Origin of the sequence: Metapseudomonas otitidis (assembly GCF_011397855.1) — a bacterium.
Lineage (GTDB): Bacteria > Pseudomonadota > Gammaproteobacteria > Pseudomonadales > Pseudomonadaceae > Metapseudomonas > Metapseudomonas otitidis.
Window position 1 is genome coordinate 948,076 of the sequence record NZ_AP022642.1, and the last position, 26,018, is coordinate 974,093.

Sequence of the window (26,018 nt, forward strand, 5' to 3'; positions counted from 1 at the left end):
GTGGGCTGAAGCCCACCCTACGGTTCAGGCCGTAGTTTGGGCTTCAGCTCCGTCTTGAATCGATGCGGTTCGCTGAGCTCACCGCATCCTACGGGCCGGCTCCGTTCGTAGGATGGGCTGAGCTGTGCGAAGCCCATCGCTGGCCCAGGGATACGCCGGGCGTTCCCGGAGGCGGCGGGGTCAGAACAGCGCGTCTTCGTCGCGGATCAGTACGCAGTGATGGCCGTGGTCGTCTTCGAAGGCTTCGTAGAGGAAGTACATCTCCACCAGGCCGTCCGGGCGGGTGAGGGCGACCTGGTCGCCGGGTTCGGGGGTGAAGTGCTGGCGGCTGGTGGCGGGGGCCAGGCATTCGATGCGGGCCTGGACGAACAGGGCCGGGTCGCTGCCGTCGAAGTAGGCCTCGCGGTCGGCTTCGCTCCAGTCGGCGGGGATGACGAAGGGGCCTTCGATCAGCACGCGGGCGTCGCCCAGGTCTTCTTCCTCGGCGTCTTCGTCCTCCTCGTCGGCACGGTAGAGGGTGGCGTCCAGCGCGGCGGCATCGCCGAGCACGGCCTGGCGGGCGGCGAAGCGGGCCTGCGGGTCGAGGGCGGCGGCCTGGCAGCGGGCGAGCCAGGACGGGTCGCTGGCGAGTTCGGGGGATGTGGACACGGCGGGTCTCCGCTGGAAACTGGGAAAGCGCGCAGTTTCCGGGAGGCGGGCGATGCTGGCAATCGCGGCGTGGCGGTCAGCCGTGGCTGGGCTCGCCCGGGCCGATCAGCTCGGCCACCTTGGCCAGCACGGCGTGGATGTCGAAGGGCTTGTCGAACACGGCGGCGAACAGGTCGCCATGCTGGCGGCCGATGTTGCCCTGGGCGCCGCTCATGAGGATGACCGGCAGCTCGGCGTACTGGGGGCGCTCGCGGATGGCGCGGGCGAATTCCAGGCCGTCCATCACCGGCATCATGAAATCGGTGATCACCAGGGACGGGCGCTCGCGGTCGAGCACGTCCAGGCCTTTGCGGCCGTTTCCGGCCTTGACCACCATGTAGCCCTCGTCCTCCAGTGCGTAGGCGAGGATGTCGGCAATCAGATACTCGTCGTCGACTACCAGGATCGTTGTCATCAGCGGTTGGCCGGTTGTGCGCCCATCAGACGCGTGTCGCGTTGCCGGAGAGTACGGAGGTCACCTGGCGGAAGTTCTTGTCCAGACGCAGTCCGCTCGATGTGAATTGCAGCTCCAGCAGGGCGGGGTCATACCCGCTGTCCCTCATCTTCAGAATGGCCAGTGAGCGCTTGAGTTCAGCATTCACTTCCACGAACCGCATCAACAGAAGGTTGTCCACGATGCTCGACAGCTCGGGTGCCGGGGCGTTGATGTCGGCGCTGTAGAGGTCGCGCATCTCCCAGGTGGCGACTATGGTCACGCCCATCGCCCGCAGCTGGCCCAGCAGGGCGCCGAAGAATTCCACCAGTCGCGCCTGGCTGCTGGCCACCCGGGCCATGCCGCCGAAGCTGTCGATGAACAGGCGCTTGATGCCCAGGCGCTGCACCTCGGCGATCAGGTGGCCGCCGAGGGCGTCGAGCAGGCCTTCGGTGGGCGGTTGCCAGGCCAGGTGCAGGACGCCGGCCTTCTCCAGCGCCTCCAGGTCGAAGCCCAGGGCGCGGGCCTTGAGGCGCAGGCGCGCGGGGGATTCGTAGAAGCCGAAGTGCAGGGCCGGCTCGTCGGCACTGGCCTGGCCGAGGAAGCCCAGGCCGAGGCAGGTCTTGCCGACGCCGGCGGGGCCCATGGCGAGGGTCACCGAGCCGACGGGCAGGCCACCTTCGATCAGTGCGTCCAGGTCCGGCGTGCCGCTGGCGATGCGCCGGGGCGTGGCGTCCTCGGGCAGGGTGGGGCGGCTGTAGAGGGATTCCAGGCGCGGGTAGACCACCAGGCCGTTCTCGGTGATCTCGCACTCGTGCAGGCCGGACAGGGAACCGCTGCCGCGGGTCTTGCGCAGGTGGATGCGGCGCACCGAGCGGTTGCCCACCAGCTCCTCGCCCAGTTCGATGACGCCGTCGACCATGGTGTGCTCGGGGCTGCCGTCGTCGAGGCGGGCGCTGGTGAGGAAGAGCACGGTGCAGCCGGCGAAGGCGGCGTGGCCTTGCAGCTCGGAGATGAATTTCTTGGTGTCCATCGGCGTGTCCGCCTTGGAGCGGGCATTGAGCACGCCGTCGACGATCATCACCGTGGCCTTCTGCCGGCTGATCTCGCGGCGCAGCAGGCGCACCACTTCGTCGAGGCCTTCGTTCTCCAGGGTGTCGAAGGCGCTGACGAACTGGATCTCGTCACCGACCTTGGAGGCGTCGAAGAAGCTCAGGGTGGAGAGGAACTGGAACAGGCGCTCGTGGGTTTCCGCCAGGAGGGTGGCCACCAGCACACGGCCGCCATTGCGCACGTGGTTGAAGCCGATCTGGTTGGCGAGGATGGTCTTGCCCGAGCCGGGACGGCCCTGGACGATGTAGGACGCGCCGGCCACCAGGCCTCCCTTCAACAGGGCGTCCAGTCCCTCGATCCCACTGTGGAGGCGTTCTAGCTGTTCCAAGTTCTGGCCTGCTTCTGTGCTGTTTTTCGCTCGATGGTGAGCCGCTTCGGCTCGCATGCCCCGCGTCCGGGGCGGTGGGATTCTACGCGCCGGGGCGCCTGCCAGCGATAGAGTCGTCCGCCTCGGGCAAGTTCCGCCCATTTGCAGCGGCGCCGGGCTGCCAGGCCGGCAGGTAGAGGGCGAGGGTGGCGCCCTGGCCCGGCAGGCTCTCCACCCGCAGGCCGCCGCCTTGCTGGCGGGCGAAGCCCCAGGCCTGGCTGAGGCCCAGGCCGGTGCCTTCGCCGAGGGGCTTGGTGGTGAAGAAGGGCTCGAAGATGCGCGGCAGGAGGGCCTCGGGAATGCCGCTGCCCTCGTCGCTGACGCTGATGCGCACGAAGCTGCCGACGAGGTCGTCCCAGCTGCCGTCCAGGTAGCGGTTCTCGGCCCGCAGGACGATGGTGCCCTCGCCCGGGGGCATGGCGTCGCGGGCGTTGAACACCAGGTTGAGCAGGCTCATTTCCAGCTGGCCGAAATCCACCTCCACCGGGTGCAGGGGCGGGCGCACCTGCAGTTCCAGGGTCAGGTGGCGGGGCAGGGCCTGGATGAAGAACATCTGCGCGGTGTGCAGCAGCCCTTCGAGCTGCAGCACCTGCACCTGCTGTTCGCGGCGCCCGGCGAAGGCCTGCAGGTGCTGGGTCAGGTGGCGGCCGCGCAGGCCGGCCTCGTGGATGTGGCCGAGCAGTTCCTTGCGGCGGGTCTCGTCGGTGCTGCGCCCGGCCAGGGCGGAGGCGCTGAGGATGATGGTGAGCAGTTCGTTGAAGTCCTGCGCCAGGCCGCCGCTGAGCTGGCCGAGGGCCTCCAGCTTCTGGGCGTGGAACAGCTGCATGCGCTGTTCGTCCTGCAGCAGGTCGCGGGCGTGGCGCTCGCTGAGGTCGCGGATCTGCAGCGCGAGGCCGAGGGGGGCGCCGTGCGCGGTGGGGATGAGGTCGAGCACCCGCTCGGCCCAGATCGGCGAGCCGTCGTGGCGGCGCATCCAGCCTTCCTCGCGGGCGTGGCCGTCGACCCGGGCGGCCTCGAGCCAGCGCGCCGGCACGCCGGCCTCGCGGTCCTCGTCGGTGAACAGGTCCGCCAGGGGGCGGCCCAGTGCGTCGCCGGGGGTGTGGCCGAGCACCTGCTGGGCGCCACGGTTCCAGCTGCGCAGCACGCCGTCGGGGGTCAGCAGGCAGAGAGCGCAGTCGGTGACGGCGTCCACCAGGCGCGCGTAGTCGGGGTCAGCGGGATCGCCGGCGTTGGGCGATGGGGAAGGCTCCATGGGCACCAGGCTCGTGTAAGGGCGGTGCAGTGTCAGACCGCCGCCACGGGCCGGTGTTCCGGCCCGGGCGCCGGGCCGGTGTCAGTCGCCGCCCAGCAGGAAGTTGCCGCGCGGGCCGCCTTCGGGGCCGTCCAGCACCGGCACGTCGGAGTCGTCCTTGAGGTTCACCCCGGAGAGCTGGCGGCGGCAGGCTTCGCGCATCAGGTGCAGCAGGCGGTGGGCGGCCAGCCCGTAGGAGAGGCCCTCCAGGCGCACGTTGGAGATGCAGTTGCGGCTGGCGTCGGTGAGGCCGACACGTGGTTCCCAGGTGAAGTACAGGCCGAGGCTGTCCGGCGAGCTGAGGCCGGGCCGCTCGCCGATGAGGATCACCACCATGCGCGCCTTGAGCAGCTCGCCCACTTCGTCGGCCACGGCGACGCGGCCCTGTTCCACCAGGGTAATGGGGGCGAGGTGCCAGTTCTCGCTGGCGGCCTGGTCGAGGAAGCGCCGCAGGAAGGGCAGGGTGTGGCGCTGCACGGCGAGGGCGGAGAGGCCGTCGGCCACCACCACGGCCAGGTCGTAGCCCTCGGGATGTTTCGCGGCGTGTTCGCGCAGGCGCTCGGCGGAGGCGGCGTCCAGGCGCCGGCCAAGGTCCGGGCGTTGCAGGTAGGTGTGGCGGTCGGCGGCGGCGCTGTGCAGGCGCAGGCTGGCGTGGCCGAGGCCTTCCAGCTCGGCGGCCAGGGCCGGGGTGTCCAGCGGCAGGTGCACGGCGTCGCGGGCCTGGGCGTGGGCGAACTGGAAGTCCAGCTGGGCCTGGGTGGGCAGGCTGGTGCCGGCGCGCCCGAGGGCGATGCGCGCCGGGGTGAGGGCGCGCAGGGCCTGCCAGGGGTTGGCGGTGGCGGGGCGTTTCGGGTCGGTCATCGGGCCTCTCCTCAGGCGATTTTCCCCAGGGCGTGGCGGAAGGCCGGCGGCAACTGCTCGCCGAGGCGCACGCGGCCGTCCTGCTGGCTGGCGATGCCCATGCGTTCCAGCCAGGCCTCGAACTCGGGCGCGGGCTTGAGGCCCAGGCTCTGGCGGGCGTAGAGGGCGTCGTGGAAGGAGGTGGTCTGGTAGTTGAGCATCACGTCGTCGGAGCCGGGGATGCCCATGATGAAGTTGATGCCGGCGACCCCGAGCAGGGTCAGCAGCATGTCCATGTCGTCCTGGTCGGCTTCGGCGTGGTTGGTGTAGCAGATGTCGCAGCCCATGGGCACGCCGAGCAGCTTGCCGCAGAAGTGGTCCTCCAGGCCGGCGCGGATGATCTGCTTGCCGTTGTAGAGGTATTCCGGGCCGATGAAGCCGACCACGGTGTTGACCAGGAACGGGTCGAAGTGGCGGGCCACGGCGTAGGCGCGGGTCTCGCAGGTCTGCTGGTCGACGCCGTGGTGGGCGTTGGCCGAGAGGGCGCTGCCCTGGCCGGTCTCGAAGTACATGAGGTTGTTGCCGAGGGTGCCGCGCTTCTGCGACAGCCCGGCTTCGTAGCCCTCGCGGAGTATCTCCAGGCTGATGCCGAAGCTGCTGTTGGCCGCTTCGGTGCCGGCGATGGACTGGAACACCAGGTCCAGCGGCACGCCCTTTTCGATGGCCTGGATGGAGGTGGTGACGTGGGTCAGCACGCAGGCCTGGGTGGGGATCTCGTAGCGCTGGATGATGGCGTCGAGCATCTCCAGCAGGGCGCTGATGGAGGCGATGCTGTCGGTGGCCGGGTTGATGCCGATCATGGCGTCGCCGTTGCCGTAGAGCAGGCCGTCGAGAATGCTCGCGGCGATGCCGGCGGGGTCGTCGGTGGGGTGGTTCGGTTGCAGGCGGGTGGAGAGCCGGCCGCGCAGGCCCATGGTGTTGCGGAAGCGGGTGACCACGCGGATCTTCTGCGCCACCAGCACCAGGTCCTGCACGCGCATGATCTTCGACACGGCGGCGGCCATCTCCGGGGTCAGCCCCCGCGCCAGGTTGCGCAGGGCCGCCTCGTCGGCGGACTCGCCCAGCAGCCAGTCGCGGAAGTCGCCCACGGTGAGGTGGCTGACCGGGGCGAAGGCGGCCCGGTCGTGGGTGTCGAGGATCAGCCGGGTGACCTCGTCCTGCTCGTAGGGGATCAGCGCCTCGTCGAGGAAGCGCTTGAGCGGCACCTCGGCCAGGGTCATCTGCGCCGCCACGCGCTCGGCGTCGCTGCTGGCGGCGACGCCCGCCAGGCAGTCGCCGGAGCGGGCCGGGCTGGCCTTGGCCATCACCTCGCGAAGGCTGTCGAAGCGCCAGGTCTGGCCGCCGACACTGTGGGAGTAGCTTGCCATCTCGATCTCCATCCGGGCCCCGCCCGGTTGGCTGGGCGGGGCATTGTCGTCACACGCGGCTGAGCAGGGCGTCTTCCGGTGCACTGGCGCGGTGGTGCGCGGTGAACTGGAACCAGACGAAGCCTGCGGCCATGAACCCCAGGAAGATTAGCCCGATGGTGGTGTTGAACCAGGCCATGGCGACCAGGCAGACCACGGCCAGCACCAGGGCGATGGCCGGGACGACCGGGTAGCCGGGGGCGCGGAAGGTGCGTTCCAGGTTCGGTTCGCTGCGGCGCAGCTTGAACAGGCTGAGCATGCTGATGATGTACATGACGATGGCGCCGAACACGCTCATGGTGATCATCGCGGCGGTCAGGGTCATGCCCTGCAGGTTCACCAGGCCGTCGCTGTAGATCGCGGCGATGCCCACCACGCCGCCGGCGATGATGGCGCGGTGCGGGGTCTGGAAGCGCGACAGCTTGGCCAGGCCACGGGGCAGGTAGCCGGCGCGGGCCAGGGCGAAGAACTGGCGGGAGTAGCCAAGGATGATGCCGTGGAAGCTGGCCACCAGGCCGAACAGGCCGATCCACACCAGCATGTGCATCCAGGTGGAGTCGTTGCCGACCACGGCCTTCATGGCCTGGGGCAGCGGGTCGTTGATGTTGGACAGCTCGCGCCAGTCACCCACGCCGCCGGCCATGATCATCACGCCGATGGCGAGGAACACCAGGGTCAGGATGCCGGCGATGTAGGCGCGCGGGATGGTGCGTTTCGGGTCCTTGGCTTCCTCGGCGGCCATGGCGGCGCCCTCGATGGCGAGGAAGAACCAGATGGCGAAGGGGATGGCGGCGAAGATGCCGGAGAAGGCACCGAGGCTGAACTCATTGCTGCCGGCCCAGCCGTTGAGCACGAAGTTGGAGAAGCTGAAGCCCGGCGCGACCACGCCCATGAACACCAGCAGCTCGGCCACGGCCAGCACGGTGACCACCAGCTCGAAGGTGGCGGCGATGCTGACGCCGAGGATGTTCAGGGTCATGAAGATCAGGTAGGCCCCTACGGCGGCCTGCTTCGGGTCCAGTTCCGGGTACTGCACGTTGAGGTAGGCGCCGATGGCCATGGCGATGGCCGGCGGGGCGAAGACGAATTCGATGAGGGTGGCGATGCCGGCGATCAGCCCGCCTTTCTCGCCGAAGGCCCGGCGGCTGTAGGCGAAGGGGCCGCCCGCGTGGGGGATGGCGGTGGTCAGTTCGGTGAAGCTGAAAATGAAGCAGGTGTACATGGTGGCGACCATCATCGCCGTCACCAGGAAGCCCAGGGTACCGGCGGTGCCCCAGCCATAGCTCCAGCCGAAGTACTCGCCGGAAATCACCAGGCCCACGGCGATACCCCAGAGGTGCAGGGTGCCGAGCGTGGGTTTGAGTTGTGTCGTGCTCATCGGGACTCCTCAGCCCTCGCGGGCTTTGTTGTTGTTGGAAACCGCCTGTCCTCGGCGACGCTCGGCGCGCAAACACCCGCACAGTCCATTGGGGGATGGGTCGATGGTAGCCACCGACCGGCCCCAGGACTTGACCGTGGGAAGCGCGGTGGCGCGTCTGCGGTCAAGTTGCGGAGGTGTTACCCATCGCCCCATGAAAAGCGTGCTCCGGCCCGGTGCGCGCGGCCTCCAGCCTGCACAGGGAGGGTGCGAAGCCCTGGCCACGGTGCCTCCGGCACGCCCCCTTCGGCGGCCGTGGACGAGGCATGGCTTTTGCTTGAACGGGTGATCAATTTAAGAGCCCGGTACCCCGTGATGAGCCAGCCCCTGCTTTCATCCGCCAGCCTGCAGATGCCCCCCGCGAGCAACGTCGGCGTGCTGTCGGCGGCGGCCAGTGGCCTCGACCAGTTCATCACCCGCCAGGGCGGCGACCTGGACCTGGTGTTCGGCCGGGCCGGGATCGACCCCGAGCAACTGCGCCACCCGACCCTGAGCCTGGCGCTGCCCAACTACTGCGACGTGCTGGAGGAGGCCGCCCGGCAGTCGGGCTGCGACAACTTCGGGTTGCGCTACGGGCAGCAGTTCCAGCCCCGGGACCTGGGCTTGCTGGGGTATGTCGGGCTGTTCTCGGACACCCTGGAGGAGGCGCTGAAGAACTTCGCCGGGGCCTTCCCCTATCACCAGCACAGCACGCTGATCCGTCTGGTGGACTGCGGTGAGTGCTACCGCTTCGACTACCAGGTGCGCCATGGCGCCATCCTCGACCGCCGGCAGGATGCCGAGCTGACGCTGGGCATGGCGCTGAACCTGCTGCGCCACGTGCTGGGCCCGCAGTGGGCGCCGCGTGCGGTGGCCTTCGAGCATGAGCGGCCGGAGGAGTGGCACGAGCATGGCGACGCCTTCGGCGCGCCGGTGCAGTTCGGCCGGCCGTGCAACTTCATGCTGGTGCCCAAGGGGGACGTGCAGGGCAAGCCGATGCCGGAGCGCGACCCGAACCTGCTGTTCCTCTTCCAGGACGTGATCCACCGCCTGGGCGCCGGCGCCAATGCCCCCAGCCTGCTGGAGGAACTGGGCACCCAGGTGCGCCTGGCCCTGTCCGAAGGCGAACCCTGCCTCGAACGCATCGCCGAACGCCTGGAAATGACCCCTGCCGGCCTGCAGCGCCGCCTGCGGGAGCAGGGGCTGTGCTTCAGCCAGGTGGTGGAGCGCACCCGCCGCGAACTGGCGCTGCACTACCTGCGCCGCCGCCAACGCCCCATCTCCGAACTCGCCCCGCTGCTGGGCTACTCCGAGACCAGCGCCTTCTCCCGCGCCTTCCGCCGCTGGTTCGGCGTCAGCCCCCGGCAGTGGCGGGGGGAAGAGCGCTAGGTCCTCGCGTACCACGCCGCTCTGTAGGGTGGGCCGGGCGGCGTTCCGCTTCAGCCCACCAGCGGTAACCAGCGTGGGCTGAAGCCCACCCTACGAGGAGCGCGCCAACCCACGGGCAGCCCCCGTGCGAGCGAATTCATTCGCGACGCTCTTCGCGGTTGAAACCGCTCCCATGGCACGGCTCCGGCGGTGGATCGATGAAACGCGATCCACGCACGGTCGCATCCGTAGGATGCGGTGAGCTCGGCGAACCGCATCGCTCCGTGCCCTGTCCCCGCAATGATGGGCTTCGCACAGCTCAGCCCATCCTACGTTTGTCGCCGCGACCCGGTGCGTGTGGGGGGGCTGAAACGAAAAAACGCGGCCGAGGCCGCGTTTTTCGTGGAGCGGGTGGGGTTAGAAGAAGCCCAGGGGGTTGATGTCGTAGCTGACCAGGAGGTTCTTGGTCTGCTGGTAGTGGTCGAGCATCATCTTGTGGGTTTCGCGGCCGACGCCGGACTTCTTGTAGCCACCGAAGGCGGCGTGGGCCGGGTACAGGTGGTAGCAGTTGGTCCAGACGCGGCCGGCCTTGATGCCGCGGCCCATGCGCCAGGCGCGGTTGATGTCGCGGGTCCAGAGACCGGCGCCGAGGCCGAACTCGGTGTCGTTGGCGATGGCGAGGGCTTCGGCTTCGTCCTTGAAGGTGGTGACGCCGACCACCGGGCCGAAGATCTCTTCCTGGAAGACGCGCATCTTGTTGTGGCCTTTGAGCAGGGTCGGCTGGATGTAGTAGCCGGTGGCGAGGCTGCCTTCGAGCTTCTCGGCGGCGCCGCCGGTGAGCACTTCGGCACCTTCCTGCTGGGCGATGTCGAGGTAGCTGAGGATCTTCTCGTACTGCTGCTGGGAGGCCTGGGCGCCGACCATGGTGTCGGTGTCCAGGGGGTCGCCGCGCTTGATGGCTTTCACCTTCTTCATCACTTCGGCCATGAAGGCGGGGTAGATGGATTCCTGCACCAGGGCGCGGGAGGGGCAGGTGCAGACTTCGCCCTGGTTGAAGAAGGCGAGGACCAGGCCTTCGGCGGCCTTTTCGATGAAGGCCGGTTCGGCCTGCATGATGTCTTCGAAGTAGATGTTGGGGCTCTTGCCGCCCAGTTCGACGGTGCTGGGGATGATGTTCTCGGCGGCGCACTTGAGGATGTGCGAGCCGACGGGGGTGGAGCCGGTGAAGGCGATCTTGGCGATGCGCTTGCTGGTGGCGAGCGCTTCGCCGGCTTCCTTGCCGAAGCCCTGGACGACGTTGAGTACGCCGGGCGGCAGCAGGTCGCCGATCAGTTCCATGAGCACGGTGATGCCCAGCGGGGTCTGTTCGGCGGGTTTGAGGACGATGCAGTTGCCGGCGGCGAGGGCCGGGGCGAGCTTCCAGGCGGCCATGAGCAGCGGGAAGTTCCAGGGGATGATCTGGCCGACCACGCCGAGGGGTTCGTGGATGTGGTAGGCGACGGTGCCGTCGTTGATTTCGGCGGCGCCGCCTTCCTGGGCGCGGATGCAGCCGGCGAAGTAGCGGAAGTGGTCGGCGGCGAGCGGGATGTCGGCGTTGAGGGTTTCGCGCACGGCCTTGCCGTTGTCCCAGGTTTCGGTGACGGCGAGGACTTCGAGGTTCTGTTCGATGCGGTCGGCGATCTTCAGCAGGATGTTGGAGCGGTCCTGCACGGAGGTGCGGCCCCAGGCATCGGCGGCGGCGTGGGCGGCGTCGAGGGCCTTGTCGATGTCTTCGGCGGTGGAGCGGGGGAATTCGGCGATGGGCTGGCCATTCACCGGGGAGGTGTTGGTGAAGTACTGGCCTTTGACCGGGGGCACGAATTCGCCGCCGATGTAGTTGCCGTAGCGGTCCTTGAAGGAAACGACGGCGCCGGGGGTGCCGGGTTGTGCGTAACGCATGGTCTATCTCCTTGGCTCTTGTGCTTGTTGGTGGAGGACGCGCCGAAGCGCTGTGAGCAGCATAGAGCAAGGGGCGGGCCAGGCCAGCGCAAGCCCCGGCCGGCGTGGCCTGCGGCCATTGCCGGGGATATCGCGTCAGTGTGGCTGTGGCAGGGCTGGTACAGGCCGGGTGACAGTTTGTCACGCATCTGGCACAGCCCGATGACCCATGGGTCATCCGGGCGTTGCAAAGGGCGTGGCGCTGGAGGATGCTGCGGCGACGTGGGTGCCCGTCCTGGGCGCCGGGCTGCCTCCCGGACCCCCGCTGCGGAGAACAACAAGACATGCACGACCACCTGAGCCGCCATGCTCAGCAAGTGCTGACCCTGGCGCAGGGCAAGGCCCAGTCGAGCGGGCCCGCTGCCGACCCTTCCATCGCCCGCTCCTGGCTGCGTTGCCTGGAGGACTACAACCTGGACCCGGCCCTGCCGCGCCCGCCCGCGGTGCTGGAGCACGCGCGGATGCTGGAATGCCGCGAGCGCATGCAGCAGGTGCTGGAGATCGCCAACGGCGAGATGAACAGCCTCTATCACCAGCTCTCCGGCACCGGCCACGCGGTGCTGCTGACCGATGCTCGTGGGGTGATCCTCAACTGCGTGACGGCCGCGGCCGAGCGCAACGCCTTCGAGCAGGCCGGCCTGTGGTTGGGCGCCGACTGGAGCGAGGCCCGCGAGGGCACCAACGGCATCGGCACCTGCCTGGTGGAGCGCCAGGCGCTGACCATCCACCAGGACGAGCACTTCCGCAGCCTGCACACCGGGCTGACCTGCTCGGCGAGCCCGGTGTTCGACCCCCATGGCGAGCTGCTGGCGGTGCTCGACGTCTCCTCGGCGCGGCGTGCCATGTCCCGCCAGAGCCAGTTCCACACCATGGCGCTGGTCAACCTCTCGGCGAAGATGATCGAGAGCTGCTACTTCCTGCGCCGCTTCGAGGGCGAGTGGCTGCTGCGCTTCCACCTGCAGGCCGAGTACGTCGGCCTGTTCAGCGAAGGGCTGATGGCCTTCGACGGCGAGGGGCGCATCCGCGCGGTGAACCAGGGCGCCATCAACCTGTTGGACAGCAGCCGCGAGCGCTTGCTGGGCACCACGGTGGAGGCCTGCTTCGACTGCCGCCTGGATGACCTGCTGGCCCGCGCCCAGCCCCAACCCAATGCCAGCTGGCCGCTACGGGCACGCAACGGCCGGGTTCTGCATGCGGCGCTGCGCGGCCAGGCACCCCGGCCGATGCCGGTGGCGCCGCTGGTGGTGGAGCGCCCGGCAGCACCGGGCCTGTGCCTGGGGGATGCGGCGCTGCAGGCGGACTTCCGCCGGGCCGTGAAGGTCTACGAGCGGGACGTGCCGTTGCTGGTCAACGGCGAGACCGGCTCCGGCAAGGAGGCCTTTGCCAAGGCCGTGCACCGGGCCAGCTCCCGGGCCGAGCGGCCCTTCATCGCGCTGAACTGCGCGGCGATCCCGGAATCCCTGATCGAGAGCGAGCTGTTCGGCTATCGCGGCGGCAGCTTCACCGGTGCTCGCAAGGAAGGCATGCGCGGCAAGCTGCAGCAGGCCGACGGCGGCACGCTGTTCCTCGACGAGATCGGCGACATGCCCCTGGCCCTGCAGACCCGCCTGCTGCGGGTGCTGGAAGAGCGCCAGGTGGTGCCCATCGGCGGCGAGGCCCAGGCGGTGGACGTGCGCATCATCAGCGCTACCCACCGTGCCCTGGAGGCCCGCGTGCAGGCCGGCGACTTCCGTGAGGACCTGTACTACCGACTCAATGGCCTGGTCATCGACCTGCCGCCGCTGCGCGAACGCAGCGACCGGGAACCGCTGCTGGAGCACCTGCTGCGGGAGGAGGCGCGCGGCCAGGTGGTGCGCCTCGACGATGCCGCCCGCCAGGCCCTGCTGGCGCATCCCTGGCCGGGCAACGTGCGCCAGTTGCGCAACGTGCTGCGCACCCTGGTGGCGTTGTGCGAGGACGGGGTGATCCGCCTGGCTGACCTGCCCCGGGACATCCGTGAGCAGGCTGCACCGGTGACGCGGGCCGAAACGCCGGCCAACCCGCTGGACGATGCCGAGCGCGCCGCCCTGCTGGGTGCGCTGGAAAGCCAGCGCTGGCACATGACCCGCACCGCCGAGCAACTGGGCATCAGCCGCAACACGCTGTACCGCAAGCTGCGCAAGCACTCGATCGAGACGCGCAGCCTGTAGGGGCGACTTCAGTCGCCCGCCGTACATGAAGAACCCGCCGATTGGCGGGTTCGTTCATTGCGCGATCCGACCGGGTGCAGGGTGGATGGCGCTCTTTTCATCCACCAGGCGACGCTGTCTGGGGCACCGAGTCAGGGCAGCCCTGCGGGCTGCTTGGCGACTGAAGTCGCCCCTACAGCCCTACAGGGTGCCCCTTGGGTTTCGTCATGCGCCCTGGGGCATCTCGCCACGCTTGAGCCGAGCGTTGATGGCGTCGATCACCTTCGGCAGGTCGGCGATGGTGTCGATCAGGTAGTGCGGGCGGGCACCTTCGAAGAGCTGGCCGATGCGCTGGCGTGCCCGCTCCAGTTCCGTGGGCGAGAGGGCCTTGAACTGGTCCCAGGTCAGGCCCAGGGCATTGCCGGAGCAGGTGAGGGCCACCGTCCACATGCCGGCCCGGCGGCCTTCGAGGATGCCCGGCCAGGTGTCGTCCACCTTCACGCAGGCAGCCACGTCCTCGATGCCGAGGGCGATGACGTTGGCCAGGGCCTGGGCCGGGTGCGGGCGGCCGTTGGGCACTTCGTCGGTGGCCACCACGTGGTCGGCGACGTAGCCGTTGCCCCGGGCCAGCTCCACCACCTTGTCCATCACCGCCTTGGGGTAGCCGGAGCAGGAACCGATCTTCAGGCCGCGCTGGCGCAGCGCGGCGATGGCCTCCAGGGCGCCGGGGATGAGCGCCGAGTGGACGCCGATCTTCTCGATCTGCAGCGGCATGAAGCGCTCGTAGATGGCCGTGACGTCGTCGTCGGTCGGCAGCCGGCCGAAGGCGGCACGGTAGCGTTCGGCGATGGCGGGCAGGTTGCAGAGGGTGCGGATGTGGTCCCACTTGCCCATGCCCATCGGGCCACGGGCTTCCTCCAGGGAGACGGCGACGCCGAACTCGGCGAAGGCCTCGACGAAGATCTGCGTCGGGGCGAAGGAGCCGAAGTCGACCACGGTGCCGGCCCAGTCGAGCACGGCGGCCTGCAGGCGGGTGGGGTGTTGGTAGTTCATGGCGATTCTCCGTCGGGGTTCAGGTTCGGGCGTTGGCCAGGCCGCCTGGGAGCGGTATGGCAGGGGGTGTCTCGGGTTGCGGCCGGCTGTTCCAGAACGGCACCAGCAGCAGGCTGGCCAGCAGGGCGGCGAAGGTGAAGGCGAGGAACACGGTGGTGGTGTCGAAGTAGCCCGGCAGCAGGCCGCCGAGGATGGCGCCCACCGAGCCGCAGCCGTTAACGAAGCCGGCGGCGGTGCCGGCCGCTTCCTGGGTGCCGAAGTCGACGGCGGCGGAGCTGCTGATCATCGAGTCCGGGCCGTAGAGGGTCATGCCCATGAGGAACAGCAGGCCCACCACCAGGTACAGGCTGCCGCTCTGCATGGCCGGCACGAACAGCGCGAGGCACAGGGTGAGGGCCGCCAGGCTGAACACGCAGGCGGGCATGCGGCGGGCGCCGAAGAGCTTGTCCGAGGCGATGCCAATGAGGATCGGCCCCACCAGCCCGGCCACTTCGAACGCCGTGGGGACGATGGCGGAGGCCACCTTGCCGATGGCCGGCATGCGTTCGTAGACGATCACCGGGCCCCACAGGAGGATCGCGTAGCGCGCCGGCTTGAGCAGGAAGTAGGCCAGGCCCAGGGCCAGCACCGGTCGGTTGGCCAGCACCTTGCGCAGCACCCGCCAGTGTCCGGGGCGCACGGCGGTCGGGTCGGCGGCCGCTGCGCTTTCCAGCGGTGGCAGGCCGACGTCCTCCGGACGGTTGCGCTGCAGCAGCCAGAACAGCACGGCCACGCCCAGCACCACCAGTGCGCAGGAGACGAACGCCGCGCGCCAGTCGTGGAACACCTCGTAGGCCCACCAGCCGGCGAAGGGCGTGGCCACCAGGCCGCCGAAGGCGTAGCAGGTGCTCCAGTAGCCCAGCACCCGGCCGCGCTCCTGGGTGGCGAAGAAGCTGCCGATGTTCTTGCACAGCCCCGACCAGCCGGTGGACTGCGCCAGGCCCTGGACAAGCATGCAGCTGACGAAGATCGGCAGGGTGGCGAAGGTGCCCATGGCCAGTGCCGCCAGGGCCGAGATCAGCAGGCCGCCGAAGACCACGACCCGTGGGCCGAAGCGGTCGGCGAACAGCCCCCAGGTGAATTGGCCCACGGCGTAGGCGCCGAGGTAGAGCGCATCGAGGTTGGCCATGGCGGCCTTGTCCAGCTCGAAGGTCGGGTCCTCGGCGATGCCGAGCTTGGCCACCGAGAAGGCCTTGCGGGTGAAGTAGAAGGCGGCGTAGGCCAGCCAGGTGATGAGGAAGATCTGGACCCGCCAGCGGTGCAGCGATTGCCAGCCGCGGGCGGTGGAGCCGGGTGAGGTGTGCATGGGTTCTGACCCCTGTGGACAGTGCATGAGGAGAGGTTGTTGTTCTTGTGGTGTGTCCTGGCTGTCTAAACGCCCGGCCTGGTCAGAAGGGCAGCGGTCGGGGCGTCAGGCGTGGGTGGGCTGTGCGCTAGGCAACTCCTCGCCGGCGTGGCCGGCAGTGGGCCGCGCCGGGGCGCGGCCGGTGGGGTTCAGGCCGCCTGGCCGGGGAGGGTGACCTCCATGGCAGCGAGGCTGTCGGCGATGGCGGCCAGCAACTGGCGGACGATGGCCTCGTCGATCTGGCCGATGCAGCCGATGCGGAAGCTCTCCGCCTCGGTGAGCTTGCCGGGGTAGATGACGAAGTGGCGGGCCTTGAGTTCGTCGTAGAAGCGCTTGAAGGCGAAGCGGGGGTGATCGGGGCTGAAGAAGGTGGTGATGATCGGCGACAGCCAGCGGTCCTCCAGCAGCGTGCGGAAGCCCATCTGGCGCATGCCGGCCACCAGCACGTCGCGGTTGCGGGTGTAGCGCGCCTGGCGCCCGGCCACGCCGCCTTCCGCCGCGTGCTGGGCCAGTGCGGCGCGGAATGCCACCACGCTGTGGGTGGGCGGGGTGAAGCGCCACTGGCCGGTGCGCTCCATGTAGCGCCACTGTTCCAGCAGGTCGAGGCTCAGGGAGTGGGCGCGCCCGGCGGAGGCCTCCAGCAGGCTGCGGCGGATGATCACGAAGCCGAAGCCGGGAATGCCTTCGATGCATTTGTTGGCCGAGGACACCAGCACGTCGAAGTCCACCGCCTGCACCGTGAGCGGCACGGCGCCGAACGAACTCATGGCATCGACGATCAGCACCTTGCCGTGCCGACGCACCACGGCGGCGATCTCGGCCAGGGGGTTGAGGATGCCGGAGCTGGTCTCGCAATGGACCAGGAATACGCTGGTGACCTCCGGGTGGTCGCGCAGCAGGGCGTCCACTTCCTCCGGCTGGGGCGGCAGGTAGTCGCCCTTGTCCAGGCTGATGTGGGCACGGCCGAGGTAGTCGAGGATCTTGCCGGCACGCTGGCCGTAGGCACCGTTCATCAGCACCAGGGCCTTGCCGTCACGGGGGATGGCGGTGGCCAGGGCGGCCTCGACGGCGAAGGTGCCACTGCCCTGCAGCGGTACGCAGGCGTAGCGGTCGTCGTGCACGCCGGCCATCGCCAGGAGTTGCTGGCGCACCTCGGCGGTGACGCGGTTGAAGTCGGCATCCCAGGAGCCCCAGTCCTGCAGCATGGCCTCCTTGGTGGCGCGGGAGGTGGTCAGCGGGCCGGGGGTCAGCAGGTAGGGCTCGCCCAGCGCCGGAGCGGCCAGCGGGGCATGGGCAGTGGGGAATTCGGCGTGGGTCATGGTCGTCTCCAGCGGATGCGGGGTGGCGGTGCTGGAGGGGATGAGACCCGTTTCAGTGCGATAACTGAAATCGATTTATGGTATTTCACTCAAAAGCTGAGCTTATTTATCGGGGGTGACATGTCGGTTTCCCAGGCCCAACTCAAGGCCTTCCATGCCGTGGCCGTGCACGGCAATTTCACCCGTGCGGCGGAGCAGTTGTTCCTCAGCCAGCCGGCGGTGTCCGACCAGGTGCGCAAGCTGGAAGAACGCTTCGGCGTGCTGCTGTTCAACCGCAACAAGCGCTCGGTGCAATTGACCGAACTGGGCGGGCAACTGCTGGCCATCACCCAGCGCCTGTTCGCCGCCGAGCGCGAAGCACTGGAGCTGCTCACCAGCTCCCGCGCCCTGGAGAGCGGCAGCCTGACCCTGGCGGTGGACGCGCCCATGCACCTGCTGCCGCACCTGGCGCGCTTCTGCGAGCGCTACCCCGGCATCCGCGTGCGGCTGGTGACGGGCAACAGCGACGAATCCCTGCGCCGGCTGTTCGACTACCAGGCCGACTTCGCCGTGCTCGGTCGCCCGGTGGACGACGAGCGGTTGATCAGCCACGTCCTCAGCAGCGGCCCCCTGGTGGCCTTCGTCGCCGACAGCCACCCCTGGGCCCACCGCGAGTCCCTGCACCTGGCCGACCTCCACCGCACCCCGCTGGTGCTGCGGGAGGAAGGCTCCATGACCCGGCAGATGCTGGAGGACGAAATGCACCGCGCCGGCCTGGAGGTCCTCCCTGCCATCGAGGTGGAAGGCCGCGAGGCGGTGTTCGAGATGGTCATGGCTGGGCTCGGCGTCGGCATCGTCTCCGCCGCCGAACTCGGCGCCGGGCGCGGCGTGCGCGTCCTGCCTATCCTCGACTTCGAATCGCGCATGACGGAAACGCTGGTGTGCCTGAAGGAGCAGGGGGCGAGGCGGGTGATTGGGGCGTTTTTGGAGACCCTCGAAGCGCGGGCAGATTGATCTGAAAACATTTGAGGTCGAAGCACTATGCCTGCTATTCAGATAATGAAATCTGCAGATGTGTAGGACACAAAACTAGGAACCCCCAAAATATACTCGAGGTGGTGGGGTTTAATGACGAACTAGTGTTAGGGGGGCTAAGAAGTGAAGAATGATTTTGCGCATTACGCGAAAATCCTTGTTGACTTACATGAACAGGGAGATATGCCGTCTTGGGAAATAGTCTTATTCATAGTTAAAAGCATTGCCCAAGAAGGAGGGCAGTCGGATTTCGATAGCTTGCCAGTCTGGCTTAAAGCTGAAACTGAAAAAGAGATAGAGGTTTATAAGGTTGAGCGGGATTGGAAAGTAATAATAAATGGAGCAATAGAGGATTACGCTCCATATACGGATAATTTCATCAAGAAAATAGAGTTTTAATCCGCCAACTTGCAGCAGTTGATGGGATTTTTCTAATTCTCTTCAACGCCCCAGCATGAAGCTGTGAAATCCGAGATTTTGACACCGTATCAACTCACGGATCTCGGTAACGCTCAGTTACCTGAAGGAGCACTCTTCAATCACCTGCTGCTCGCCCGGAGAGCAATGCTTTTCAGCCCATCACTCCGTCATCGCACTATCGCTCCCCCATTCGTGCACCGCATCACGCGGCCCGCTTTCTTTGCTCCCCGTCCCGGTTCATCCTTCGCATCTGGCGCAATGCCATGATTTCTGGCCGGCTCGTGATGACAAGACCGCGAGCGGTAGCGAGGGAAGCACTGCAGAAGGAGTTGCAGCAGGATGCGTGTGTTGTTCATTCACCAGAATTTCCCGGGGCAATTCCGTCACCTCGCCGCCCATCTGGCGAGGCGGGACGATGTGGAGGTCCTGGCCATCGGTCGCGAGCAGGCGCCCGGTCTGCCGGGGGTGCGGTTGTTGCGCTACAAGCCCCATCGCAAGGCGAGTGCGCAGACGCACCCCTACGTGCGCAGCTTCGAGGATGGCGTGCTGCATGGGCAGCAGGTGTTGCGCCTGTTGCTGGACCTGAAAGCCAAGGGCTACCGGCCGGATGTGGTGGTCGCTCACCCCGGCTGGGGCGAGAGCCTGTATGTGCGGGAGGCGTTCCCGTCGGCGCGGCTGATCCACTTCTGCGAGTACTACTACCGGGCCCAGGGGGCTGACGCGGGCTTCGATCCGGAGTTCCCCCTCGACACCCACGGGGCGGCGAGCATCCGCAGCCGCAATGCGCTGCACCTGCTGAACCTGGAGAACTGCGACCTTGCCATCACGCCCACCCGGTGGCAGCGCAGCCTGCACCCGGCGGCCTACCGTGACGGAATGCGGGTGATCCACGAGGGCATCGATACGGCCGGTTTGGGCCCGGACCCGGAGGCCACCCTGGCACTGCCCGATGGGCAGGTGCTGAGGGCCGGGCAGCCGATCCTCACCTATGTGGCGCGCAACCTGGAGCCCTACCGGGGCTTCCACAGCTTCATGCGGGCGCTGCCGCGCATCCTCGCCGCGCACCCGGGGTGCCAGGTGGTGGTGGTGGGCGGGGATGAGGTCAGCTACGGCAGCCGGCCGAAAGATGCCGCCAACTGGCGCAGCAAGCTGCTGGCGGAAAATCCCATCGACCCGGCGCGCGTGCACTTCCTCGGCAAGGTGCCCTACGCCACCTACAAACAGGTGCTGCAGGTGTCTGCCGTGCACCTCTACCTGACCTACCCCTTCGTGCTGTCGTGGTCCCTGCTGGAGGCGATGGCCAGCGGCTGCCTGGTGGTGGCGTCGGACACCGCGCCAGTGCGCGAGGTGATCGAGGACGGGCGCAATGGGCGGCTGGTGGATTTCTTCGACACCGGAGCCATCGCCGAGCGTGTCGTGCAGGCGCTGTCCGAGCCCGAACGCTTCCAGGTCCTGCGCCAGCAAGCCCGGGCGACTGCCGCCGGCTATTCCACCCAGGCGGGGATCGCCGGGTATCTGGAGGCCCTCGGGCTCACCTCCGCCGTTGTCGGCGCCTAGGAGGGGTCAAGCCCCACAGTCTTTTCACCCCGTACCTGTCGCTGGCCATGCCATGACGCCGGGTGCGGGCCTGTTCGGTCGTGGTGACCATCAAAGGAGCAGCTATGGAAATGCAGGGAACACAGGGTAACGACACGCTGATCGGCAGTGACGACAGCGATCGTATCGACGGATTGGGCGGGGACGACCGGCTGGTGGGCGGGGCCGGTAACGACACCCTGACCGGTGGCCTGGGCAATGACACCCTGGTCGGGGGCGCGGGGGATGACGTCTATCGATTCGGTTTCGGCAGCGGGCGGGACGTGATCGAGGACGGTGGCGGTGATTGGGGACGGAGCGTCCTCGCATTCGAGCCGGGTGTGCAGCCTGCGGACGTCACTTGCCGCCAGGTGAACGGCGATCTGGTGCTGACGCTGGCGACCGGGCGTGACCAGGTGATCCTGCGCAACTACTTCTACTCAGCCCAGCCAGGCTCCCCGGACGTCTTCGAGATCCGCTTTCCCGATGGCACCCTGTGGACGCCTTCGAGTGTGATGCAGAGGCTGGAACCCCAGGGGGCGCAGGTGGTGGGCAGCCCCGGCGCTGACACGCTGATGGGCACCGCCGGTGCCGACACGATAGAGGGCCGGGACGGCAACGACCTGCTGAACGGTGGTGCGGGTGATGACCTGCTGCTGGGCGGAGATGGCGACGACACCCTGGAAGGCAGCCTGGGGTTCGACACCCTTATGGGTGGGCTGGGCAACGACACCTACCGGCTTACCGGACCATGGGGGCAGGTGGTCATCGACGAACCCGTCTCGCTGGCCGGTGGCTTCGATGTGCTCGAACTCTACGACGTGGCCTCGACCGACGTGCGGGTCAATCGCGTCGGCAACGACCTGATCCTGCTGCGCCAGGGCAGCAGCGACCGGATCACCCTGAGCAATTACTTCAACGACGATGTCTTCGGACCCGAGGCCGTCGAGGAGATTCGCTTCTCCGACCAACTCTGGCGGCCGTTGCAGGTGCTGGAGATGCTGCGCAACGGTACCTCCGGCAACGACAACCTGATAGGCACCCCGCTCGACGATACCCTCGACGGCGGCCAGGGGGATGACCTGCTCAATGGCGGTGGCGGGAATGACCTGCTGCTGGGCGGTGCCGGCAACGACACCCTGGAAGGCAGCCAGGGGTTCGACACCCTGGTCGGCGGCACGGGGAACGACACCTATCGGATTACCGGCAGTTGGGGGCAGGTCCTCATCGACGAGTTGCCTGTCCTGGAGGGCGGCTTCGACGCCATCGAGCTCGATGTGGCCGCAAGCGACGTCATGTTCAGCCGTGCAGGCAATGACCTGATCCTGTCGCGCCGCGGCAGCAGCGACCAGATCATCGTCCGTAGTTACTTCAATCCGGACGTTTTCGCGGCCGAGGCCATCGAGGAGATTCGCTTCGCCGACCAGGTCCTGAGACCGCTCCAGGTCCTGCAGATGCTCGGCGGCGGCACCGCCGGCAACGATACGCTGGTGGGCAGTGATTTCTCCGACACCCTCGACGGTGGCCAGGGGGATGACCTGCTGGATGGTCGCGGTGGCAACGACCTGCTTATCGGCGGGGCTGGTAACGACACCCTGTATGGCGGCGCAGGTGATGACACCCTTGAGGGGGGCGATGGCGACGACTGGCTGGACGACGGCCAGGGCTACAACCGGCTCTCGGGCGGCCTGGGCAACGACACCTATGTGCTGGGCGAAGGCTACAGCGCCATCCTCGAAGTCGCTGGAGGTGGTATCGACACCGTGCGCAGCAGCGTGACCCATGTGCTGGGGTATGCGCTGGAGAATCTGGTACTGACCGGCAGTGCCGATGTCCACGGCTATGGCAACGAGCTGGACAACGAACTGACCGGCAACAGCGGCAACAACCGCCTCAAGGGTGTAGCCGGCAACGACCGCCTGTACGGGCTGGACGGCAAGGACACTCTGGAGGGCGGGGCCGGTAACGACAGCCTCTACGGCGGCGCAGGCGACGACAGCCTGCTGGGTGGCGATGGCGATGATTGGCTGGACGGTGGCGAAGGCTTCGACCGGTTGGAAGGTGGGGCCGGCAACGACACCTATGTCGTCAACCAGGCTTCCGTATCGATCCATGAAGCCAGCGGAGCTGGCGTGGACACGGTGCGCAGCAGCGTCAACCATGGCCTGGGGGCGGCGATCGAGAACCTGGTGCTCACCGGTTCGGCGAACATCGAGGGCTTCGGCAACGAGTTGAACAACGAGCTGACCGGTAATGCGGGCAACAACAAGCTCGAGGGACGTGACGGAAATGACCGTCTCGACGGCGGCGCCGGCAACGACCAGCTCAGCGGTGGCAAGGGTGATGACGTCTACTTCTTCAGCCGCGGCTGGGGTCAGGACGTGGTCACCGACTATGGCGATGGCTTCGACAGCATCCAGTTCGCTGCTGGCATCCTGCCGGGTGACCTCCAATTGATACACCAGGGTGACGACCTGCTCCTGAGCCTCAAAGGCACCTCTGACAGCCTGCGCGTGGTGGGGTACTTCACCGGCAACGGCGTGGGTGCCAATGCCATCGAGGAAATCCGCTTTGCCAATGGGGATGTCTGGACGATCACCCAGGTGCGCAATCTGGTATTGCAGGGGAGCGATGGCAACGACCTCATCAATGGCTTCAACACGGCTGATACCCTCGATGGAGGACTGGGCCACGACACCCTCTATGGCGCCGACGGCAATGACCTGTTGATCGGTGGCAGCGGCAACGACCTGCTGGATGGCGGTACCGGCAATGACACGCTGATAGGTGGGCTGGGTAACGACACCTACGTGGTCGACTCCCTGGGCGACGTGATCCAGGAGAGCCCGAACCAGGGCATCGATACCCTTGAATCCAGCATCAGCATCACCTCGCCCTTGCGGGCCAACCTCGAGAACCTGCGCCTGACCGGCAGCGCCAACCTCAATGGAACCGGTAACAGTGCCAGCAACCTGATCACCGGCAACCAGGGCGCCAACTACCTCAGGGGCAATGCCGGCAACGACACCCTCAGCGGCGAAGGCGGCAATGACACCCTGGAAGGCGGCGCCGGCAATGACGTCTACCGCTTCGCCCGGGGCTGGGGGACGGACACGATCGTCAACTTCGAAGCGGGCTCCAATGGCCTGGACGCCATCGAGTTCGCGGCGGGCATCCTCCCCAGTGACATCCGGGCGACCCGGACGGGCAACAACCTGGTACTGTCGCTCATCGGTACGACTGACCGGATCACCATCACCAACTACTTCAACAGCGACGGCATCAGCTCTTACGCGGTGGATGAAATCCGCTTTGCCAGCGGCACCCGCTGGAGCCTGTCGAACATCAAGTCGATGGTGCTGCAAGGCACCAGCGGCAACGACACGCTCATTGGTTATGCCAGTGCTGACGACATCCACGGAGAGGAAGGCAACGACAGCATCGAAGGGAATGATGGTAACGATATGCTCTTTGGCGGCAGCGGTGACGACCTGCTCGATGGAGGTATTGGCGCCGACCTTCTGGCAGGGGGAAGCGGCAAAGACACTCTGCATGGAAGCTTTGGCAACGACACTCTTGAGGGGGGCGATGGTGACGACCTGCTCTACGGTGACGCCGGCCATGACCGGCTTGATGGCTCTACCGGCGTTGACACCCTGATTGGCGGCGCGGGTGATGACCACTATCGGGTAGATGCCGGAGACAGCGTCATCGAGGCCCTGAACGAGGGGATCGATACGGTCGAGGCTCGGGTCTCCTGGACCCTGGGCGACCACCTGGAGAACCTCGTCCTTGCCGGGCCGGCAGTCGAGGGCATCGGCAACGCGCTGAACAACGACATCCTTGGCAGTGAGGGTAACAACCTGCTGCGTGGGGAGGCGGGTGACGATCGCCTCAACGGTGGGCAGGGCAATGACACCCTCATCGGTGGCTCGGGAAATGACACCTATGTGTTCAATGTCTACTGGGGGCAGGACGTTATCCACAACCAGGACGATGGCATCGGCAAGCGTGATGTCATTGAGTTCGTAGGCTTCACTCCCGCGGACATCAGCTTCCGCCGGCTTGGCGATGATCTGGTATTCGAACGCAGCTACACACCAGAGACTCTCACCGTTGCCGGCTTTTTCCAGGGTGACGGCAAGGGGCCGGGGTCCATTGAGGAGGTCCGCTTCGGCAATGGTGTCGTCCTGACTGGCGATGCAATCCGCAGCAGCCTGCTGAAGGGCACGTCCGGCAATGACACGCTCCTGGGCTATTCCATCGACGACAGTCTTGCCGGGGAAGACGGACAGGATGAGTTGCAGGGCTTTGCCGGCAACGATGTGCTCGACGGCGGAGCCGGTCACGACCGGTTGTACGGCGGTGCCGGAGATGATCGCCTGATCGGCGGCCTGGGTGACGACACCCTGGATGGTGGTGTCGGCAACGATGTCTACCAGGTGGACTCGTTGGGCGACGTGGTGATCGAGGCTGCGAATGCGGGGATCGACACCATCGAGTCCAGCGTGACACTGGCCCTGGGTGCCAATGTGGAGAACCTTGTTCTCACCGGCAGCGCCGCGATCAGCGGTACGGGTAACGGGCTGGATAACTTGGTCATCGGCAATGAGGCTGCCAACGTCATCAGGGGTGGAGGTGGGTCTGATCGTCTGATCGGTGGAGCCGGCAACGATACGCTCAGTGGTGATGCCGGAAGCGACACTTACGTATTCGAACGAGGTTGGGGACGCGACACCCTGTCCAACTTCGACTCGAGTGCCGGCAAGCACGATGTCATCGAATTCGGTGCAGGCATCGCGGCCAGCGATATCGTCGTGCGCAGGTCAGGCTCCGACCTGTTGTTGAGCCTCAAGGACAGCAGCGACGTGATCATCTTGCTGAACGTGCACCAGGGAGATTGGAACCGTCTGAACGTCGTGGACGAGGTGCGTTTTGCCGACGGTACGGTTTGGTCGTCAGACCAACTGCGTGCCCAGGCGATGTTGGGGGGCGATGGTAATGACTTCCTGGCGGGCTACAGCTTCGACGACATGCTGGTGGGCGGCTTGGGCAACGATTCGCTGAGCGCCGGCAATGGCAATGACACCCTCGATGGCGGGCAGGGCAACGACAACCTGCAGGGTGGACAGGGAGATGATGTCTACCTGTTCGAGCGTGGTTGGGGGCAGGACACCATTGCCGATGTGGACGTGGCTACGGGTAGCCGTGATGCCATTGTCTTCGGTGCGGGAATTACGCCTGACGACATCGTTGCCACCCATAGCGATGGCCATCTGTACCTCAAGCTCAAGGGCTCCACCGACAGCATCAAGGTGGTTCACTATTTCCGCTATGACACCCATGTGGTCGAAGAAATACGCTTCGCTGACGGCAGCATCCTGACCCATCAGCAACTGCGTGAGTCGTTCCTGACCGGCGGTGATGGCAATGACGAGCGGATCGGCTTTCCAGTCAGCGATCTGCTCTCGGGTGGGCTGGGCAACGACAGCTTGTATGGAGGCTGGGGCAACGACACCCTGCTTGGCGGACAGGGCAACGACATGCTCTATGGCGGCGGTGACGACGACCTGCTGCAGGGCGGTGCCGGGGATGACGTGCTCAGAGGCGACGCCGGCTCCGACACCTACCTGTTTGGTCGGGGTGACGGTCGTGACCTTATCAGCAACTACGATGTGGGCGTCGGCAGTGTGGATACCCTGCTGTTCGGCGAGAACATCCCGGTAGAGGCGCTCTGGTTCCGCCAGAACGGTAACGGTCTGGAAGTGAGCGTGGTCGGCGGCTCGGAGCGGGTAACCGTCTCCAGTTGGTACAGCGGCAGCGCCTACCACCTCGACCAGTTCAAGTCGGCCGACGGCAAGACGCTGCTGGACAGCCAGGTGCAGAGCCTGGTGGATGCCATGGCCGCGTTCGGCGTACCGCCGGGCGGTGAGGGCAATCTCACAGCTGCCCAGCGCGAGGAGCTGAACCTGGTGATCGCCGCCAACTGGCAGTGATCCCCTGAGCGCGTGACGAGAGGCCCCGCCAACCGGCGGGGCTTTTTCGTTCCGGGGTGGTGAATGAATCCGCCGGCCGATGCTCTACATGCGGCGTGGGATCAGGCCCGGCACGGGCCCCTGTGCTAACCTGCGCCAAGTTTTCCCGGGC

The 26,018-nt window shown here is 67.0% G+C and carries 17 protein-coding genes; 6 read left to right on the forward strand and 11 right to left on the reverse strand.

The features are described from left to right. Positions 1-180 precede the first annotated feature (180 nt). The 7 genes from PotMrB4_RS04485 to eat all read right to left on the reverse strand — a co-directional run bounded on the left by PotMrB4_RS04485 (position 181) and on the right by eat (position 7,575). Positions 181-648, reverse strand: coding sequence for a hypothetical protein (locus tag PotMrB4_RS04485; protein WP_394354017.1), 468 nt, complete (start codon positions 646-648; stop codon positions 181-183). A gap of 76 nt (positions 649-724) precedes the next feature. Further along, on the reverse strand, positions 725-1,102 hold the full coding sequence (locus PotMrB4_RS04490; RefSeq protein WP_044402374.1) for a response regulator: 378 nt from the start codon (positions 1,100-1,102) through the stop codon (positions 725-727). 25 nt (positions 1,103-1,127) lie between these two features. Continuing rightward, on the reverse strand, positions 1,128-2,561 hold the full coding sequence (locus PotMrB4_RS04495) for an ATPase domain-containing protein (protein WP_172432630.1): 1,434 nt from the start codon (positions 2,559-2,561) through the stop codon (positions 1,128-1,130). A gap of 82 nt (positions 2,562-2,643) precedes the next feature. Next, positions 2,644-3,852, reverse strand: a complete 1,209-nt coding sequence (locus PotMrB4_RS04500) for a two-component system sensor histidine kinase NtrB (RefSeq protein WP_172432631.1) — start codon at positions 3,850-3,852, stop codon at positions 2,644-2,646. Positions 3,853-3,933: 81 nt separating this feature from the next. After that, positions 3,934-4,752, reverse strand: coding sequence for an ethanolamine ammonia-lyase subunit EutC (gene eutC / locus PotMrB4_RS04505; protein ID WP_172432632.1), 819 nt, complete (start codon positions 4,750-4,752; stop codon positions 3,934-3,936). Between the two features lie 11 nt (positions 4,753-4,763). Beyond that, on the reverse strand, positions 4,764-6,158 hold the full coding sequence (locus tag PotMrB4_RS04510) for an ethanolamine ammonia-lyase subunit EutB (RefSeq protein WP_044402363.1): 1,395 nt from the start codon (positions 6,156-6,158) through the stop codon (positions 4,764-4,766). Between the two features lie 49 nt (positions 6,159-6,207). Next, entirely contained in the window at positions 6,208-7,575 is a 1,368-nt protein-coding gene (eat, locus tag PotMrB4_RS04515) for an ethanolamine permease (protein WP_172432633.1), read from the reverse strand. Between the two features lie 354 nt (positions 7,576-7,929). Between eat and qhpR the strand changes: the two genes are divergently transcribed. Beyond that, entirely contained in the window at positions 7,930-8,982 is a 1,053-nt protein-coding gene (qhpR, locus tag PotMrB4_RS04520) for an AraC-like transcriptional regulator QhpR (RefSeq protein WP_044402356.1), read from the forward strand. Between the two features lie 396 nt (positions 8,983-9,378). Here the strand turns inward: qhpR and exaC are convergent, their stop codons facing one another. After that, positions 9,379-10,899, reverse strand: coding sequence for an acetaldehyde dehydrogenase ExaC (gene exaC / locus PotMrB4_RS04525; protein WP_107329478.1), 1,521 nt, complete (start codon positions 10,897-10,899; stop codon positions 9,379-9,381). A 323-nt stretch (positions 10,900-11,222) separates the two neighbouring features. On the opposite strand from exaC, the gene PotMrB4_RS04530 reads away from it, so the two are divergent. Further along, positions 11,223-13,127, forward strand: a complete 1,905-nt coding sequence (locus PotMrB4_RS04530) for a sigma-54-dependent Fis family transcriptional regulator (protein WP_172432634.1) — start codon at positions 11,223-11,225, stop codon at positions 13,125-13,127. Between the two features lie 204 nt (positions 13,128-13,331). Here the strand turns inward: PotMrB4_RS04530 and phnX are convergent, their stop codons facing one another. The 3 genes from phnX to PotMrB4_RS04545 all read right to left on the reverse strand — a co-directional run bounded on the left by phnX (position 13,332) and on the right by PotMrB4_RS04545 (position 16,862). Then, positions 13,332-14,159, reverse strand: coding sequence for a phosphonoacetaldehyde hydrolase (phnX, locus tag PotMrB4_RS04535; RefSeq protein ID WP_172432635.1), 828 nt, complete (start codon positions 14,157-14,159; stop codon positions 13,332-13,334). A gap of 19 nt (positions 14,160-14,178) precedes the next feature. After that, positions 14,179-15,504 (reverse strand): MFS transporter, encoded by a 1,326-nt coding sequence (locus PotMrB4_RS04540; protein WP_074973216.1) that lies wholly within the window; start codon positions 15,502-15,504, stop codon positions 14,179-14,181. 188 nt (positions 15,505-15,692) lie between these two features. Then, positions 15,693-16,862, reverse strand: a complete 1,170-nt coding sequence (locus tag PotMrB4_RS04545) for a 2-aminoethylphosphonate--pyruvate transaminase (RefSeq protein ID WP_172432636.1) — start codon at positions 16,860-16,862, stop codon at positions 15,693-15,695. 120 nt (positions 16,863-16,982) lie between these two features. Here PotMrB4_RS04545 and PotMrB4_RS04550 point away from each other — a divergent pair, with 120 nt between their 5' ends. From PotMrB4_RS04550 to PotMrB4_RS04565, 4 genes are all read left to right on the forward strand, one after another. Continuing rightward, positions 16,983-17,855: a LysR substrate-binding domain-containing protein gene (locus PotMrB4_RS04550; protein WP_172432637.1), complete on the forward strand. Its 873-nt coding sequence runs from the start codon at positions 16,983-16,985 to the stop codon at positions 17,853-17,855. 144 nt (positions 17,856-17,999) lie between these two features. Then, entirely contained in the window at positions 18,000-18,275 is a 276-nt protein-coding gene (locus PotMrB4_RS04555) for a hypothetical protein (RefSeq protein ID WP_172432638.1), read from the forward strand. A gap of 360 nt (positions 18,276-18,635) precedes the next feature. Then, complete coding sequence (locus PotMrB4_RS04560; protein WP_172432639.1) at positions 18,636-19,853, forward strand: glycosyltransferase family 4 protein; 1,218 nt, start codon at positions 18,636-18,638, stop codon at positions 19,851-19,853. A gap of 104 nt (positions 19,854-19,957) precedes the next feature. Next, a complete protein-coding gene (locus PotMrB4_RS04565; protein ID WP_172432640.1) occupies positions 19,958-25,867 on the forward strand; it encodes a calcium-binding protein in 5,910 nt (1,969 codons plus the stop codon). Positions 25,868-26,018 lie beyond the last annotated feature (151 nt).

Bases quoted from the DNA above. Each gene is read 5' to 3' on its own strand.
- PotMrB4_RS04565 (WP_172432640.1), top strand. From the start codon at position 19,958: ATGGAAATGCAGGGAACACAGGGTAACGACACGCTGATCGGCAGTGAC.
- phnX (WP_172432635.1), bottom strand. From the start codon at position 14,159: ATGAACTACCAACACCCCACCCGCCTGCAGGCCGCCGTGCTCGACTGG.
- PotMrB4_RS04550 (WP_172432637.1), top strand. From the start codon at position 16,983: ATGTCGGTTTCCCAGGCCCAACTCAAGGCCTTCCATGCCGTGGCCGTG.
- PotMrB4_RS04490 (WP_044402374.1), bottom strand. From the start codon at position 1,102: ATGACAACGATCCTGGTAGTCGACGACGAGTATCTGATTGCCGACATC.
- eat (WP_172432633.1), bottom strand. From the start codon at position 7,575: ATGAGCACGACACAACTCAAACCCACGCTCGGCACCCTGCACCTCTGG.
- eutC (WP_172432632.1), bottom strand. From the start codon at position 4,752: ATGACCGACCCGAAACGCCCCGCCACCGCCAACCCCTGGCAGGCCCTG.
- PotMrB4_RS04560 (WP_172432639.1), top strand. From the start codon at position 18,636: ATGCGTGTGTTGTTCATTCACCAGAATTTCCCGGGGCAATTCCGTCAC.
- PotMrB4_RS04545 (WP_172432636.1), bottom strand. From the start codon at position 16,862: ATGACCCACGCCGAATTCCCCACTGCCCATGCCCCGCTGGCCGCTCCG.
- PotMrB4_RS04510 (WP_044402363.1), bottom strand. From the start codon at position 6,158: ATGGCAAGCTACTCCCACAGTGTCGGCGGCCAGACCTGGCGCTTCGAC.
- PotMrB4_RS04540 (WP_074973216.1), bottom strand. From the start codon at position 15,504: ATGCACACCTCACCCGGCTCCACCGCCCGCGGCTGGCAATCGCTGCAC.
- qhpR (WP_044402356.1), top strand. From the start codon at position 7,930: ATGAGCCAGCCCCTGCTTTCATCCGCCAGCCTGCAGATGCCCCCCGCG.
- PotMrB4_RS04500 (WP_172432631.1), bottom strand. From the start codon at position 3,852: ATGGAGCCTTCCCCATCGCCCAACGCCGGCGATCCCGCTGACCCCGAC.
- PotMrB4_RS04530 (WP_172432634.1), top strand. From the start codon at position 11,223: ATGCACGACCACCTGAGCCGCCATGCTCAGCAAGTGCTGACCCTGGCG.
- exaC (WP_107329478.1), bottom strand. From the start codon at position 10,899: ATGCGTTACGCACAACCCGGCACCCCCGGCGCCGTCGTTTCCTTCAAG.